The organism is Methylomonas sp. BW4-1, assembly GCF_052474385.1.
Genome location: NZ_CP184125.1, coordinates 1,386,128 through 1,400,538, shown reverse-complemented (window position 1 = coordinate 1,400,538; position 14,411 = coordinate 1,386,128). Strand labels below are relative to the sequence as shown.

The 14,411-nt window shown below is 53.8% G+C and carries 14 protein-coding genes; 9 read left to right on the top strand and 5 right to left on the bottom strand.

What is annotated here, in order from left to right:
- The first annotated feature begins 8 nt into the window (after window positions 1-8).
- Window positions 9-1,247 carry a PepSY-associated TM helix domain-containing protein gene (locus ACH5Y9_RS06545; protein ID WP_445368995.1) on the top strand — a complete coding sequence of 413 codons (1,239 nt, stop codon included), beginning with the start codon at window positions 9-11 and terminating at the stop codon, window positions 1,245-1,247.
- Here ACH5Y9_RS06545 and ACH5Y9_RS06540 read toward each other — a convergent pair.
- Window positions 1,231-1,446 carry a hypothetical protein gene (locus ACH5Y9_RS06540; RefSeq protein ID WP_445368994.1) on the bottom strand — a complete coding sequence of 72 codons (216 nt, stop codon included), beginning with the start codon at window positions 1,444-1,446 and terminating at the stop codon, window positions 1,231-1,233. The genes ACH5Y9_RS06545 and ACH5Y9_RS06540 overlap by 17 nt on opposite strands.
- On the opposite strand from ACH5Y9_RS06540, the gene ACH5Y9_RS06535 reads away from it, so the two are divergent.
- From ACH5Y9_RS06535 to ACH5Y9_RS06515, 5 genes are all read left to right on the top strand, one after another.
- Window positions 1,440-1,985, top strand: a complete 546-nt coding sequence (locus ACH5Y9_RS06535; protein ID WP_445368993.1) for an RNA polymerase sigma factor — start codon at window positions 1,440-1,442, stop codon at window positions 1,983-1,985. The genes ACH5Y9_RS06540 and ACH5Y9_RS06535 overlap by 7 nt on opposite strands.
- Before the next feature lie 40 nt (window positions 1,986-2,025).
- Window positions 2,026-3,021: a FecR family protein gene (locus tag ACH5Y9_RS06530; RefSeq protein WP_445368992.1), complete on the top strand. Its 996-nt coding sequence runs from the start codon at window positions 2,026-2,028 to the stop codon at window positions 3,019-3,021.
- A 280-nt stretch (window positions 3,022-3,301) separates the two neighbouring features.
- Window positions 3,302-5,695, top strand: coding sequence for a TonB-dependent siderophore receptor (locus tag ACH5Y9_RS06525; protein WP_445368991.1), 2,394 nt, complete (start codon window positions 3,302-3,304; stop codon window positions 5,693-5,695).
- A 114-nt stretch (window positions 5,696-5,809) separates the two neighbouring features.
- Window positions 5,810-7,099, top strand: coding sequence for a PepSY-associated TM helix domain-containing protein (locus ACH5Y9_RS06520; protein ID WP_445368990.1), 1,290 nt, complete (start codon window positions 5,810-5,812; stop codon window positions 7,097-7,099).
- A 269-nt stretch (window positions 7,100-7,368) separates the two neighbouring features.
- Window positions 7,369-8,319: an OmpA family protein gene (locus tag ACH5Y9_RS06515; protein WP_445368989.1), complete on the top strand. Its 951-nt coding sequence runs from the start codon at window positions 7,369-7,371 to the stop codon at window positions 8,317-8,319.
- Between the two features lie 115 nt (window positions 8,320-8,434).
- Here ACH5Y9_RS06515 and ACH5Y9_RS06510 read toward each other — a convergent pair whose 3' ends face one another.
- From ACH5Y9_RS06510 to ACH5Y9_RS06500, 3 genes are all read right to left on the bottom strand, one after another.
- A complete protein-coding gene (locus ACH5Y9_RS06510; RefSeq protein WP_445368988.1) occupies window positions 8,435-10,270 on the bottom strand; it encodes an Hsp70 family protein in 1,836 nt (611 codons plus the stop codon).
- Window positions 10,267-10,917, bottom strand: coding sequence for a DUF2760 domain-containing protein (locus ACH5Y9_RS06505; protein WP_445368987.1), 651 nt, complete (start codon window positions 10,915-10,917; stop codon window positions 10,267-10,269). The genes ACH5Y9_RS06510 and ACH5Y9_RS06505 overlap by 4 nt, the downstream gene beginning before the upstream one ends.
- Window positions 10,918-11,030: 113 nt before the next feature.
- The gene (locus ACH5Y9_RS06500) at window positions 11,031-11,417 is read right to left on the bottom strand and encodes a hypothetical protein (RefSeq protein WP_033156500.1); all 387 of its coding nucleotides are present in this window, start codon (window positions 11,415-11,417) and stop codon (window positions 11,031-11,033) included.
- Here ACH5Y9_RS06500 and ACH5Y9_RS06495 point away from each other — a divergent pair.
- Complete coding sequence (locus ACH5Y9_RS06495) at window positions 11,393-11,722, top strand: hypothetical protein (protein ID WP_445368986.1); 330 nt, start codon at window positions 11,393-11,395, stop codon at window positions 11,720-11,722. The two genes, ACH5Y9_RS06500 and ACH5Y9_RS06495, sit on opposite strands and share 25 nt — an antisense overlap.
- A gap of 3 nt (window positions 11,723-11,725) precedes the next feature.
- Here the strand turns inward: ACH5Y9_RS06495 and ACH5Y9_RS06490 are convergent, their stop codons facing one another.
- Window positions 11,726-12,124: a hypothetical protein gene (locus ACH5Y9_RS06490; protein ID WP_445368985.1), complete on the bottom strand. Its 399-nt coding sequence runs from the start codon at window positions 12,122-12,124 to the stop codon at window positions 11,726-11,728.
- Between the two features lie 255 nt (window positions 12,125-12,379).
- On the opposite strand from ACH5Y9_RS06490, the gene ACH5Y9_RS06485 reads away from it, so the two are divergent.
- Window positions 12,380-13,315, top strand: a complete 936-nt coding sequence (locus tag ACH5Y9_RS06485) for a hypothetical protein (protein WP_445368984.1) — start codon at window positions 12,380-12,382, stop codon at window positions 13,313-13,315.
- Window positions 13,291-14,403, top strand: a complete 1,113-nt coding sequence (locus tag ACH5Y9_RS06480) for a flavin monoamine oxidase family protein (protein WP_445368983.1) — start codon at window positions 13,291-13,293, stop codon at window positions 14,401-14,403. Before ACH5Y9_RS06485 ends, ACH5Y9_RS06480 begins: the two co-directional genes overlap by 25 nt.
- Window positions 14,404-14,411: the final 8 nt, after the last annotated feature.

Here is a 14,411-nt window from a genome sequence, read left to right as displayed (position 1 = left end):
GATTTTCAATGCTTAGCTCGATAACCATAGCGAAAGCCGACACCCGTCTGACCAAACTCAAAGCCCGCCGCAAACTGTGGCTGAATGTGCATTTATATCTCGGCCTAATTGCCGGTGCGGTATTGACTGTAGTTGGCTTGACCGGCAGCTTTGCTGTTTTCTTTGTGGAATTGCAGGAGATTTTAAACCCGGAGCTTGCTTTAGTTTCCACGCCGGTTGAGGATCGAAAAAAGTTGCGTTCCTTGGATGAGATGGTTGCCGCGGCGGAATCCGTCAAGCCGCTGGGCAGCCGTTTTTTCAAGCTCTATTACCCGCGCAGGCCCGATATCGCCTACAAGTTTTTGTACTTTATCAGGGATGACAAACAAGCGAAAAACGGCGACGGCTATTACATTTTTGTCGACCCTTACACGGCAAAGGTCAACGGCACGCAACTGTATTATCTTAAGGATCGATATTGGGGGCGGCCTATCGTCGGCTTCATCATGCAATTGCACTGGTGCTTGCTGCAAGGCAGAACCGGTGCCGACATTAACGGTATTTTGGCCGCGATTTCCATCGTTTCCGTATTGACGGGATTGATACTCTGGTGGCCGTTGACCGGAAAATTCAAACAAGCTTTGACCGTCAAACGCAATGCCAGTGTGGTGAGATTTAATTTCGACCTGCATAAAACATTCGGCTTCTATTCGGCTATCGTGCTGCTGCCGGTATTATTTTCCGGCGTTTATTTTAATCTGCCGCAGCAGGTCAACGTACTGGTCAATTTGTTTTCGCCGGTCAACCGTCCGACCGCTTTCAACACTATCCCGGCGGAAATTCGCAGCAAACCGCCGCAAGCCGGACAACAGGCCTTAAGTTTGTCGACAGTGGAAACCATTGTGCAAGAGCGCTACCCCTCCGGCCACTTATGGATGCTTGATGGGCCGAAAAGCCCTGAAGGCGTCTATAAGGTCATGAAGAAGGACGTGACCGAGTTAAGCGGCTTTATCGGTTATCGTGATATTGCCCTAGACCAATATAGCGGTGAAATAGTTAAGGTTTACGATAAAAGCACCGGCAGTAGCGGCGATATATTTCTTGATTGGCAATGGCCTTTGCACAGTGGTTACGCTTTCGGTTGGCCGGGGAGAATGTTGGTATTTTTCTCTGGCTTGGCTTGCCCGGTTTTGTATGTAACGGGCGTGATTCGTTGGCTGCAAAAACGGCGCGCAAAATCGGCCGCCGCCGTTATTCAGGCCCGGTAAAGTCCGCTGCTAAGTCACCGCTGCCGGAGCATTGGCGGCGGATACGCCCTTCGGCTTGAAATGTCGGCGATTTCCCGATGCTTGCCAATGGCATATAACACAGTTCAATTAAATCGGCCGTCCCCCACCCTTCATCAAATTTCTTAAGCCCTTGAATAATCGCATCGGCTGCAAATTGGGCACGATTTCGGCTTGCCATTGCGCACCATTGAACTTCACGCCGACATGCCCAATCGCCATATTCGCCTATTGGACTTTCTATTCCAAAGACACAACAAGGAACTGCTGGTGTTCGCCGAACAACGGGCCGGCCGCCAACATGCCGAGGATCTGGTTCAGGATGCTTATCTCAGACTCTTACAGCACGGCAACACCGACGCCATCGACAACCACCGCGCCTACCTGTATCGCATTACCGCCAACCTGAGCGGCGACCTACACAGACGCGAGCAAATCGTCCCTTTTGTCAACGACGAAGAATCGGAAACGGACGCTGTAGCCTGCCCGATGCCGCAACCCGATGCCGTCGCCGAAAGCCGGGAACGCCTGCGAATATGCCTGCAAGCGCTGGACAGCCTGCCGGAAATTGTTCGTACCGTATTTCTGTTACACCGCGTCGACGGTCTGACCTATCCCGAAATCGCCAAGGCTTTCGCGATCCCGCCGCGCACCGTCGAGCGCTATTGCATCAAGGCCTTGGCCCACTGTAGCAAATCCGTCAGCCAGGACATCCATTAATACCGCCAAATTCTCCGCCGGCCAGCGTAGCCGGTTGTGGATGCGATACACTAAAGCCATGAACCGAACTACCCCGCCAATTCCATCGTCGTTGCACGAACAAGCCAGTCATTGGGTGGTCAGACTGAGTGCGCCCGATTGTTCGGCTAGCGAACGCCGGGCGTTTCAGGATTGGCTGGCGTTAAGCCCTCGCCATCGCCAGAGCTATCAAAACGCCGAAGCGATTTGGCGGGAATTTAGCGGCGCCGACGTACAACCCGACCCGCGGCTGATGGCGGCCAGGGACAGTTTACGCCGCGCGCAAATCGTGCGCCGCCGGGCACGCCGCGGCCTACGGTTGTCGATAGCCGCCTCGTTACTAATTGCCGCAATAGGCATGCCGCTAGCCTGGGACTGGATAAACACCGACTGTTACTCGACACTAAAAGGCCAACGGCAACACATCGCGCTCCGCGATGGTTCGACGATAGAACTCAACAGCAACAGCCAGGTGCGAGTCCACTACGGCTGGCGCGGCCGCGAAGCGGTGCTGGATCGCGGCGAAGCGTTATTCAGCGTGGCGCACGATGAAACCAAACCCTTCGACGTCGTCGCCGGCCAAGGCAAAATCCACGACATCGGCACCCGCTTCAACGTGTGCATGCTGAATAACGCTGCCACCGTCAGCGTCCTGGAAGGCGAAGTCGCCGTTGCCACTGAGCGCCGGCCCGACCCGCAAAATCTTTTGGCGGGCCAGCAAATTAAATACGATGCGCAGGGCCTGGCGTCCGCGCCGACCCGTTTCGACGCCACTACTGTCGCCGCTTGGCGGGAAGGCATGCTGGTATTTAAAAAGACCGCGCTGGCCGAAGTTCTGGAACAACTAAGCCGCTATCACGACGTCGAACTCCGCGTCGCCGACCCGCAATTGCAAAACCTTAAAGTCAGCGGCGACTTTCCCACCGACGACTTAAACCTTGCCCTCAATGCCATCGGCGCCGCGCTGCCGATCAAGGCGGTTCGAAAAAACGAGCGACTGATCGAATTCGAACGCTAAGCGAGAGAGGGCCGGTTCAGCAACACATCGAAAAACGCATAAAACGCTTGGCGGGCTCAGGTCGGAAGCCGGTTCGTCACACCCCCTTGGCTTCCTTGGCACAAGCGCTGGCCATGGCAACATTCCCGCATGGCGCCGGTGACGGAAATAAGTGAATTTGCGCTGCGCGCGAAATCGTTACCGAACAATATTTTTAACCCCTCGAAAAAAAAGTGGCGCCTCCGCCTTCGAAAACCGCTCTTACTGGGTAGTGAAATCACCACACACCACGGGAGGGCAAATGTATTCACTTTCGAGAACGCTAGTCGGCGGCCTGCTGACCGGCACCGCACTGGTTGCCGCGGCTCAGGAACAAAGCTATCAATTGAACATTCCGGCGCAAGCCTTGTCCGGCGCGCTGGAAACGCTCAAACAGCAGACCGGCCTGCATCTGTTCTACGCGGAGCAAACCCTAGCCGGTAAAACCAGTACCGCGCTGCAAGGCACATACAGCGCCAAGCAGGCGGTAGCGATTCTGGTCGGCGGCGCCAGCTTGAGTTACACCTTCACCGCTGATAATGCCGTATCGATTAAGCCGCTAGAAGTGAACAGTTTACCGGCGGTCACCGTCTCTGGACAACGCACTTACGACCCCACTGATCCCTATAACAAGGATTACTCGGTTCCCAACACCAGTTTCGCCACTAAAACCGATACGCCCATTATGGAGACGCCGTTAAACGTGCAGGTGATTCCGAAAGCGGTGTTGGATGACAATCAAGCTATAAAAATCGATCAGGCCGTCAAATACGTTAGCGGTGTAACGACCGGTCAGGCGGCGGGTGGTTTGACGGACCAAGTGACCATACGCGGCTTCTATAACTACAACTTGTTTCGCAACGGCTTTCGTATCGACGCATCCGGCCCGGAAGGCACCCGGAACATGGCGAACGTGCAAAGTCTGGAAGTGCTGAAAGGTCCCGCCGCGATGCTATACGGCCGCGTCGAACCCGGCGGTATGCTCAATATCGTCACTAAAAAACCGCTGGATACTGCCTATTATGCTTTGCAACAGCAATTCGGTTCGTTCGATCTTTTTCGCACCACGCTGGATGCTACGGGACCGATCACCGACAATAAGGATTTGCTGTACCGAATGAATCTTGCCTTCGAAAAAAGCGGTTCGTTCCGGGAAAACGTGGATTACGACAAACTGTTCGTCGCGCCGGTGCTGCAATGGAATATCAGTCCAGCCACCACCGCACTGTTGGAGCTGGAGTACCGCAAGGAAAACAACGTGTACGATCTGCACGCCCGGCCGTTGATTATCGACGGCACCAGGGCGGACGGCTCCTGGATCAATCCGCGCCTGGCGGATATTCCCCGCGAACGGAATTTAATGGAAGACAACCGCAATCACGTCGAAGACAAGCTGATCGGCTTGAATCTTACCCATAAGTTTAACGACGATTGGGTATTGACCGAACAGTTGAATATCCAGCTGTTGGACCGGGACCGCTTGGTGATGTTACCCGGCACGCTGCAAGCCGACCAGCGCACATTGAACAGACGCATACTCACCAGCGACTTTTTCACAAACGACAGTTATTTCACGACCACCAATTTGACCGGCCATTTCGACACCGGATTTCTAAAACACACCTTGTTGATAGGCGGTGATTATTACCTGCAAGACACCAATTCGGTTGGATACAGCAGCACGGCCGCGAGCACTATCGACATTTACAATCCTATTCATACCGGCAATCCGCCCATTGATCCAACGACGCGCGCCAGCCAGTCGTTTCATACAAAAACTGATTTTTACGGCATTTATCTGCAGGACCAAATCAAGCTGCCTTATAACGTCCACGTCCTAGGCGGCTTTCGCTATCAAAATGTCGAGCAATACGATGTGCTGGCCGGAACAATCGGCCAGAAGGCCGATGCGGTGACGCCGCAAGTGGGCGTTCTCTGGCAGCCGATTCACTGGCTGAGTCTATATGGTAACTACGTCGAAAACTTTGGCGTCACCAACGGAAATTTGACTAGCGATAGATCCTTTTTGCCGCCGGAAACAGCGGAACAGTGGGAGGTCGGGTTTAAAACCGCGTTTTTTGAGGATAGGTTGACCAGCACCGTCGCCTATTACCAATTGACTAAGCAAAACATTGCGACCACCGATTTACTCAACCCAAACTTCAATGTAGCGACTGGCGAAGCCCAAAGCCGGGGCGTTGAAGTGGATGTCAAAGGCGAAATATTGCCGGGGTGGAACACCATAGCCACCTATGCGTATACCGAAACCGAAGTCCTTAAAGAAAACAACCCAGATAACATAAGGGTTGGCGGCGGCTTTCGCGGCGTTCCCAAACACACCTCCACGTTATGGACGACATACGATTTTCAGCAGGATTATCTACGCGGACTCAAGCTTGGGGCGGGTCTGGAGTTGGTCAGTGATAAGAAAGCTACTTTCGACAATCACGACTTTAGTTTTGCCGGCTACGGCGTCATCGATCTATTGGCGGCCTACACGCGGAAGGTGGCGAAAACCAACGTCACGTTACAGCTCAACGTTACCAATTTACTTGACAAGGAATACGTCCACGACGGCTTTGCGATGCCATACCAAACCCGCGCTACCTGGGGTACGCCACGGTCTTTCATGGGTTCGGTCAAGGTTGAATTTTGACCGGCAAGTCGCAAACAGCGGGAGTCCTTCCCGTGCTTTGCGAGCAAACCACCTTGTGTTCATTAGCCGAAGTCATTTTTAAAAATCTTTATGAAACCAGCTCTTGAGAATTCAATGTCCCGCAGCGCAAAGCCTCCCGCACCCAATGCCAGTGCTAGACGGTTAACGAAGCTGAAATCCCGTCGTAAAAGGTGGCTGGCTGTTCACCTTTATTTAGGTTTGAGTGCCGGATTGCTGTTGGCGGTCGTCGGTCTGACCGGCGGCATACTGGTGTTTTATCTGGAAATGCAGGAAATATTGAACCCCGAGTTATCCGTCGTTTCCTTACCCGCCGTGGAACAACGACACTTGCGGTCGTTAGACGACATCGTCGCCGCAGCGGAGACCGCCAAACCGCCCGGCAGCTACTTTTTTAAGGTGTACTACCCGCGAAAAGCCGACATTGCCTATAAATTTTTATATTTTGTCCGGGAACAAAACACGCCCGGCAAGGGCGACGGCTATTACATTTTCGTCGATCCTTACACCGCGCGAGTTCAGGGCTTGCAACTCTGGCATCCGAAAGATCAATACTGGGGACGACCCTTGGTTAGTTTCATCATGCAACTGCATTGGTGTTTGCTGCTCGGTAAAACCGGCGGCACCATCGTCGGGATTCTCGGCGCATTTTCGATTATTTCGGTATTGACCGGCTTGATCGTCTGGTGGCCGCTGACCGGTAAATTCAGGCAAGCGTTGACGTTTAAAGCCAACGCGGGACCGGTCAGGTTTAACTTCGATCTGCATAAAACCGTCGGATTCTATTCCGGCATCGTGTTATTGCCGGTATTGTTTTCCGGGATCTATATGACGCTGCCGGAGCGAGTAGACGTACTAGTCAAGCCGTTCTCGACGATGACCAGGCCCAATGCCTATAGCGGTATTCCGGAAACAATCGATAGCGCCAATCCGACCGAGGGACAAGCGGCGATAAGCTTGTCGCGGGTGGAAGAAATTGCGCAAAAAAACTACCCCGGCGGCCGGCTGTGGATGCTGAATGCCCCTAAAGACAGAACCGACGTGTTCCGGGTCATGAAGCGCGATGTCGACGAATTGAGCCGTTTTGTCGGCTATCGGGAGATTGCCGTCGATCAATACAGCGGCGAAATTCTGCAAGTCTACGATTCCGGCACAGGCTCCAACGCCGACGTTTTCTACGATTGGCAATGGCCTTTGCATAGTGGCCATGCATTCGGTTGGCCGGGGCGGATTCTGGTGTTGCTGGCAGGTTTGGCTTGCCCGGTGTTGTATATCACCGGCGTCGTGCGTTGGCTGCAAAAACGGCGGGCGAAACAACCTCTAAAGTCACTTAGCCAAAAACAACCGCCACAGGCCGCTGAATCAATTTATTGCCCCCGCCCTTAAATCCCGTTCGCGCTTGGTCTGTCGAAGGGCGCGCTCGTTTGGGCTGCGATGCGCTTAGCCCGCGGCATATCCGGGACAAATAGGGCAGGGTTAATAAGCCATTCAGGAAACCATTCCCCCGCCTGCCGGTCCATTTTAAGTGCGAGTTAAGCCTTTAAGGTTTTAATCGCCACGCGGTCCGGGACCGGCTTCTATTGGCAATAATACCCATAGAATTTATACGCCTCCCGACTCAACGTATTTATGAACAGCATCCAGGATGAAAAATAATGACTAAAAAATTACTTGCTATCGCCATCGGTACCAGCTTGTTAACAGCCTGTACCACTAACCCCTATACCGGCCAGTCCAGCATGAGCAACCTAGGCAAGGGCGCCGGTGTCGGCGCGGCAGTGGGAGCAGGCGCCGGTACTTTATTCGGCGGAAACGACTGGAAAAACGCCGGTCTGGGCGCATTAGCCGGTGCCGCGGTTGGCGCCGGGGTCGGTTATTACATGGACAAACAACAAGAAGAGATGCAGCAGTCGCTGCAAGGCACCGGGATTGAAGTCCAGCGCACCGCGCAAAACCAGCTGACCTTGAACATGCCCAGCACCAGTGATGTGACGTTTGCGTTCGGCAAGGCCGACTTGACGCCGGAAGCCCAGCACGCGCTGGACCCCATCGCCAGAGTGTTGACCAATTACCCGGAGTCGACGATTTCCGTAACCGGCCACACCGATGACGTGGGTTCCGATGCCGACAATCAACGTTTATCTGAAGCACGGGCTACCAGCGTGGCCAACTTCTTGGCGCAACGCGGTGTGAACCGGATGCGTATCTCCCAGCAGGGCATGGGCGAAAGTTCGCCGAAAGTACCGAACAGTAGCGATGCCAATCGGGCAATCAATCGCCGGGTGGAACTGGCGATCAACGCCAATCAAAATGCCGGCGCCAACCAACAGCCGCCGCAAGGCTACCCGCAGCAGCAAACCCAGCCTTACCAGCAACAAGGCGGTTATCCGCAGCAGAACTACCCGCAGCAAGGTTATCCGCAGCAAAACCAACCGTATCAGCAGGGTTACCCGCAACAGCAAAGTTACCCTCAGCAGAATCAGCAATACCAAGGTTACCCACAGCAACAGGGGTATCCACAGCAAACTTATCCGCAACAGGGTTACCCACAACAGAACCAGCAATATCAGCAGCAGTATCCACAGCCTTATTACCAACAACAATAAAGCTTTAGATACAAGCCAGCCATCATAAAAAACCCGCTTCTTTCCGAGAAAGAAGCGGGTTTCAGTTAAGCCCTTGGAAATTCGGCTCTGGTTTAGCCACTAGCTATTGTTAATATCAAGCGTCGCCAGCCCTGACATCAAACTCAATTTTCCAGCGCTGTTGATCGCGTTTGGAAACCGCTTTTAACTCTAAAGTCCCCACTTCAGTCACAGCCACGGACAAATGCACGGGGACGATGTCGCCGGCATGACGCCCCTCTTCCGGTAAGGTGATTTCAATTTCGTCCAGTTCTTCCAATTCGTCGTCCTGCCAATATTCCAGCCTTACCCCTACCGCATCGTCGCGGCGGGTTTTCGAGCCAAAAAAGCGGAAGCGTACCGGTTCTCCGATGATCAAACCGAATTCGTCATTAGGCAATTCCTGTTCGCTGCCCTCTTCCATCCCAAACGGCGCGATGCACAAGGCTTCGATTTCTGCCGGCAATCCGGGAACCGCCGGCATGGCGCTCTCAATGCCGACATAATAAGCCGCCGCCGTGCCGCCCTTGATTCTGACGCCCTTGCCTTTGCGGACAAAGCCGTAATATGCCGCGCCACGCGCGACCGCCAAATCCAAGTCTGCGCCTTGTAACAGTCTGGCCGGCGCGGCTTGTTCGGCTTGCAGCCAGCTATTTAATATTTGCATCAAACGCTCAGCCATCACGCCGGCTTTTAACACCCCGCCGTTGAACAATACCGCAGTGGGATGCAGGAAACTGGCGTGTTCGGGCAAGACATGATCGGCTAGCTCGCCGGTCGCTTCTTTTTGCCGCGACAAAAATGCAGCCAGATGGCGGGTAATGCCGGCATCCTGCGCATAAGGCAAACCCGCGGTACGCAAACCGCTGCGCGGTCTGACCACAGGCCTTTCTTCGACCGGCACCCACGGTAAAAAGCCTTCGACCAACACGCGGTTCAGTTCGTCGCGGGTTAGTTCGGTGCGCAAGGTGCCGCCGATCAGGGATGAGCCGCGACTCGCTACGACTAAAGGCATGCTGCCCAACTCGGGCTGATTGAACAGCTTTTCTTTGGCTTCCCGACAGGCGTGGGTCAAGGCTTGTAGTTGCCAGGATTCCAGGCGCTTACCGCCGTCTTGTTCCAATTTGGCTTTAACGGTATAGGCCAAGGCCAAATCCATGTTATCGCCGCCTAACAAGATATGGTCGCCGACCGCCACCCGGGTCAATTGTAGGTTGCCGTCTTGTTCGGTCACCGCAATCAAGGATAAGTCGGTGGTGCCGCCACCGATGTCGGCGACCAAAATCACGTCGCCGATTTGCACATGGTTGCGCCAATCGCCTTCGCTGTTTTCGATCCAGCTGTACAGGGCAGCTTGCGGCTCTTCCAACAACACGGCCTGCCCTAATCCCACCGCGCGGGCCGCTTCGACCGTCAATTCGCGCGCTGCCGGGTCAAACGACGCCGGCACAGTGATGGTGACATCTTGATCTTGTAAATTGTGCTCCGGGAATCGGTGATTCCAGGCATCGCGCAAATGTTGCAGATAGGCTTTGGTTGCCGCAAACGGGGAAATCCGCTCCACATCCTCCGGCGCCTCGACCGGCAAAATCGCTTGTTTGCAATCGACACCGGCATGGCACAACCAGCTCTTGGCGCTGGACACCAATCTGATAGGGGTTTTGCTGCCCAGATTACGGGCGATTTCGCCGACCAGATATTCCGGTTTAGCTGTCCACGGCAACGCAGTCGCGCCCTCGGCAATCTCGGCCGAATGAGCCAAATAGGTGAAGGACGGCAATTGCGCCTTGTCTTCTATCGTGCCGGGGCCGGTCAACTGCGGTATCGCCAACACACCCAGGACCACTTCATCCTCGCCGGCTTCCAAATCGACATAAGACAATACGCAATGCGTGGTACCTAAATCGATACCGACCGAATAACGCGCGGTCATAATTCCACCTCGGCCGGCGCGACGATTTTGGCGTTATGGCCTTCGGTCAATTTCGGCAAACGCAGATCCGTGACTTGCCAACCTTTATGTACCAAAGTACCGGTAAACGGCGCCTCGCCGACGATATTGCCGGTCAAACGAAATGATGCGGCATCGAAGCCTTTATTTAAGGTGACCCGGTTGCCTTCGGGATCTTTGCTGACAGGGGCCAGGGTGAAATGCTCGCTGACCGCTTTGCTGCAACCTTGATGCACCACCCGCGCCGCCGCGCCGATTTCGGCATCGGAAAAAGCACTTACGTCTTCTTTAATAAAGTCGATAAAGCGGGCTTCTTTTTGCAGCAAACTCAATAGTTGCAAGGCGGCATCCGGAGTCGCTTCCTTTAATACCACGGGCTCAGGCGCCGGGGCCTGGACGATTTTTTCCACTTCGACGATCTTCTCAACGATTTTGACTTCCGGTTGCGGCGCAGGAGTGGGAGCGACTACTGCCGGAGCTGCGGATTTGCAGCGGCGCATGCCCAGCAATACCGAGACTAAAACCACAATCAGAATCAAAGCCGACAGTGCGGCGGTACCGGCCAAACACACGTGCCACAAATCGAAGGTGGTCGGGCGCAAGGATAAATCGATGGTGTAAGTATTCATGAAAAACGAGTGATGGTTGTTAATTGAAACAAGGGCTATAGCGTCTAATCTTCAAGCATGCCGCAACAGATAACGCTAAATTTTTACGCCAATGCCATTGCGGACAGTGGGAGTCAGTTACCAGGCATGCCGGCTTTCTTCGCGGCTTCCGCGTACATTAATTGCTGCAGCAAATTGCGCGTTACCTGGATACGCATTTTCTTCAAATGCCGGTCAGCCACCACGCCCGGCACTTCGGCGTCGGTATAAACTTTGCGCATTTCGGCCAAGGTCGGCTCGCAAGATTTAATAATCACATCGGTGGCGTTGCGGCTTTCCATCTTGGCAAACTCGGGTTTTTGCATAGTATCCACTACACATTTTTTATAGGTGTACTGAGCTTGCTGAATTTTCTGGATGGTCTCATCTTTCAGAGTGGTTTCGTTCCATTCTTCCTTGGCTTCCTCGGCACAGGCCAAACCTGCGACCATCATCAATGCAACTACTAAACGGTATGTCATGTTTTGCTCTCCAATGGGGGCGTGATAATGGCTGGCGATTTTACGCGATGCTGGCTGAAATGAACAATCAGTCGGCAGCGGCAGGCGGTCAGAACAGGCCTAGCCTGATCAGCCAGCTCACTGCGGCCAGCTGTAAACTCACCGAGGCTCAGGACAAACTCGCGTTTCAACGCCAGAGCACTAAGATACCAGGCAGTGAGCTAAAAGCGACGCCAAGGCGGCAGGAACGCGCTGCTCATATAAGGGCTGGCGCGGGTTTCTTGGAAATGACCGTATCGAAAAAACCAACCGAATTGGTGCTCTAAAACTTAGTGATCGCAAACATGCCGAGACGAACCGGCCTGATTTTGGCCTTGAGTGGTATCAGGCAATAAAGGCAGGGCTTCCGTTATTCCGTCGCCGCATTGTTTCATTTGCTGCATAGCTTTATTGGACGATACGTCCTTACCAAACTCCATCGCTCTGGCCATCGCTTCATCGCGTTTTCCCGCCGCGCATAAGCGCTCCACCTCGGCAGTCATTTGTTTGGCCTGCGCTTGAAAAGCTTGCATGTCGGTCTTATCAATGTGCTTCACGCAGTCTTGCATGGCTTTCATTTTCTGCATCACTTGCTGCATTTGCGCTTTATCCATATTTTTAAACGCATCGTTTTCAGCGGCAGCGGTGATGGGGAGTAGTAACAGCATGGTTATCAATAAATTTCGCATGACTTTCCTCAAAATAATGAACATACCTGGGAACTGTAGAAGTGTTCTACGTGGATAGCAAGCGCTGGCGATAACGCCGACTTAATGGTGTTGTCGTGACAGGATCGCCGATTTTGTCGCATCCACGACATCGTTTGCTAAGCTGCCTCAAAGCGATAATCCCTATCAATCTACAACCTACACACGCATGCGGCGGTTTGCTCAATTGGCATCATTCTTGATTGCTTGATGGCTTTCGTCATCAGCAGCCCAACGATGGAACACATTTTCCCTCTGCCCCGCCCGATGCCTGCACCGCCCAAACCCAAGCATCCAGTGCTGCAAGCAGGCCATCGCTACAGCATCGACACCCAAAAATTAGCGGACAACCCACTCGGTGAGGTGGAGCATGATCTGCAAAACGGCTTACTCGGCGATTACTCGTTAAGCATCGAACGGGCTGCGGTAGTGCCCGTGGATACGAAACGTACACCCATGCACGCATTCGTGTGGAACAGCGATTTACTAAGCCCGCAGCTCAAAAGCTGCTTAGCCCTTACCACAGCTCACCCGCAACAACCCAAGCAGAATCGTTTGACCTTGCTTGACGCCGGCATGGCCGCGCCGACCGTAAGCTTGGCGGACGATATGCCAACCCTAAGTATCTCACCTCATTTTGAACTGGCATGGGACACCGCCGGTTTTTGCAGCCAATTGGGCGTCTTGCAGTTGCTGGAGTCTACTCGAACAGCACACTTCGCCGACGGCAAAACGATGACTTTATTGGATACCGAAAGTGAAGAAGGCGACCCGGTTTTGTATCTATCTGAGAAAGACAGGCCTGTGCCGGTCATACCGCTTGGCGGGTTTCAACAGCAAGGCCAGCAACAAAAACTGCTGTTCAGCCAGGCCGTGACGCAAGCCATTCCATCTGAAATCGCCGGCAATACCGTTGCGTCGATGAGCGTTTTGGAAAAATACACCGTGTACTTCATGCAAAACGCCGGACCGGGCAGGCCGGATCTTTATATTTGGGTGCCCGTACATTTACCTATCGTTTGGGGATGGAGCATCCGGGTACAACAACGCTATGACGGCGTTTGGGATATTTTTCGCAAGAAATTGATCATGCCCAGCGCCTCAACCGAAGCGCAGAAACTACCCTTATGGCAGAGCAACTCCTTACTATGCCAAACGACGCAGACGGCATGATGCCGATGCTGGACGTGGCAATCATTGGTGCCGGCCTGTCCGGCTTGTCCTTGGCTGAAAAACTGCTTCCGAAAAAATCCAACATCGGCGTGTTTGAAGCGCGCGAACGCTGCGGCGGCAGAATTTTATCCGCATCCGCTCCTGCCCAGGTTTTTACCGCAGACCTGGGCCCGACTTGGCTGTGGCCAACGGATCAACCGCTCATTACGGCATTAGCAGAACGCTTGGGATTAACGCTATTTCCGCAGTGGGACCGCGGCCAAAGCTTGTATCAAGTGCAAGCCGACACCCCGCCAGCAGTGTATATCGATACCCAGACTCATGCGGAAGCCAGACGGATTGCCGGCGGTTGCCAACAATTGATCAACGGCCTATTGCAACACATACCTGAACGCGTTCTGCACCTTGGGCACCGTTTACTGACGCTGAGCGATCAAGGCAGTCATGTCGACTTAACATTCGCCACCGATGGCGCTGTCATTACCATCCAGGCTCGCCAAGTCGTGCTGGCCGCGCCACCGCGATTGCTGGCAAGCAACATTACCTTCCAACCGGCATTAGCGCCTGGTTTGTTATCACTGATGCAAGCCACGCCTACCTGGATGGCCGGACACGCCAAGGCGGTGCTGGTTTATGAACAAGCTTTCTGGCGCCAACAAGGTAATTCCGGCAACGCCATTTCACCCTATCCCAGTGCCGTGTTGGCTGAAGTCTATGACGCGTGTTCAGACAATGATGGTACAGCAGCTCTATTCGGTTTCTTTGGCCTGCCAGCCGAGATTCGCGAACAGTATCAAGAGAGTCTGCCGGCGCTGATCGTTCGGCAAATGGTCGGCCTATTCGGTCCTGCTGCCGCCAAACCGTTAAGTGTGGTGATTCAGGACTGGAGCCAGGAAGCTTTTACCGCGACGTCTAAAGATCGTATGCCAGTGTTCGAACATCCCGTCTACCGCCACCGCGCTCTGCAATTGGACCATTGGCAAGACAAACTGTATTTCTGTGGAACCGAAACAGCCAGTAGGTCTGGGGGCTATTTGGAAGGCGCATTAGAAGCCTGTGATCGGGTTTTTACCGCATTATCACTCTAACCTAAAGG

Coding starts and splice junctions, on each gene's coding strand:
- ACH5Y9_RS06545 (WP_445368995.1), top strand. CDS start 9: ATGCTTAGCTCGATAACCATAGCGAAAGCCGACACCCGTCTGACCAAA.
- ACH5Y9_RS06540 (WP_445368994.1), bottom strand. CDS start 1,446: ATGGCAAGCCGAAATCGTGCCCAATTTGCAGCCGATGCGATTATTCAA.
- ACH5Y9_RS06530 (WP_445368992.1), top strand. CDS start 2,026: ATGCGATACACTAAAGCCATGAACCGAACTACCCCGCCAATTCCATCG.
- ACH5Y9_RS06525 (WP_445368991.1), top strand. CDS start 3,302: ATGTATTCACTTTCGAGAACGCTAGTCGGCGGCCTGCTGACCGGCACC.
- ACH5Y9_RS06520 (WP_445368990.1), top strand. CDS start 5,810: ATGTCCCGCAGCGCAAAGCCTCCCGCACCCAATGCCAGTGCTAGACGG.
- ACH5Y9_RS06515 (WP_445368989.1), top strand. CDS start 7,369: ATGACTAAAAAATTACTTGCTATCGCCATCGGTACCAGCTTGTTAACA.
- ACH5Y9_RS06510 (WP_445368988.1), bottom strand. CDS start 10,270: ATGACCGCGCGTTATTCGGTCGGTATCGATTTAGGTACCACGCATTGC.
- ACH5Y9_RS06505 (WP_445368987.1), bottom strand. CDS start 10,917: ATGAATACTTACACCATCGATTTATCCTTGCGCCCGACCACCTTCGAT.
- ACH5Y9_RS06495 (WP_445368986.1), top strand. CDS start 11,393: ATGCAACTACTAAACGGTATGTCATGTTTTGCTCTCCAATGGGGGCGT.
- ACH5Y9_RS06500 (WP_033156500.1), bottom strand. CDS start 11,417: ATGACATACCGTTTAGTAGTTGCATTGATGATGGTCGCAGGTTTGGCC.
- ACH5Y9_RS06490 (WP_445368985.1), bottom strand. CDS start 12,124: ATGCGAAATTTATTGATAACCATGCTGTTACTACTCCCCATCACCGCT.
- ACH5Y9_RS06485 (WP_445368984.1), top strand. CDS start 12,380: ATGGAACACATTTTCCCTCTGCCCCGCCCGATGCCTGCACCGCCCAAA.
- ACH5Y9_RS06480 (WP_445368983.1), top strand. CDS start 13,291: ATGCCAAACGACGCAGACGGCATGATGCCGATGCTGGACGTGGCAATC.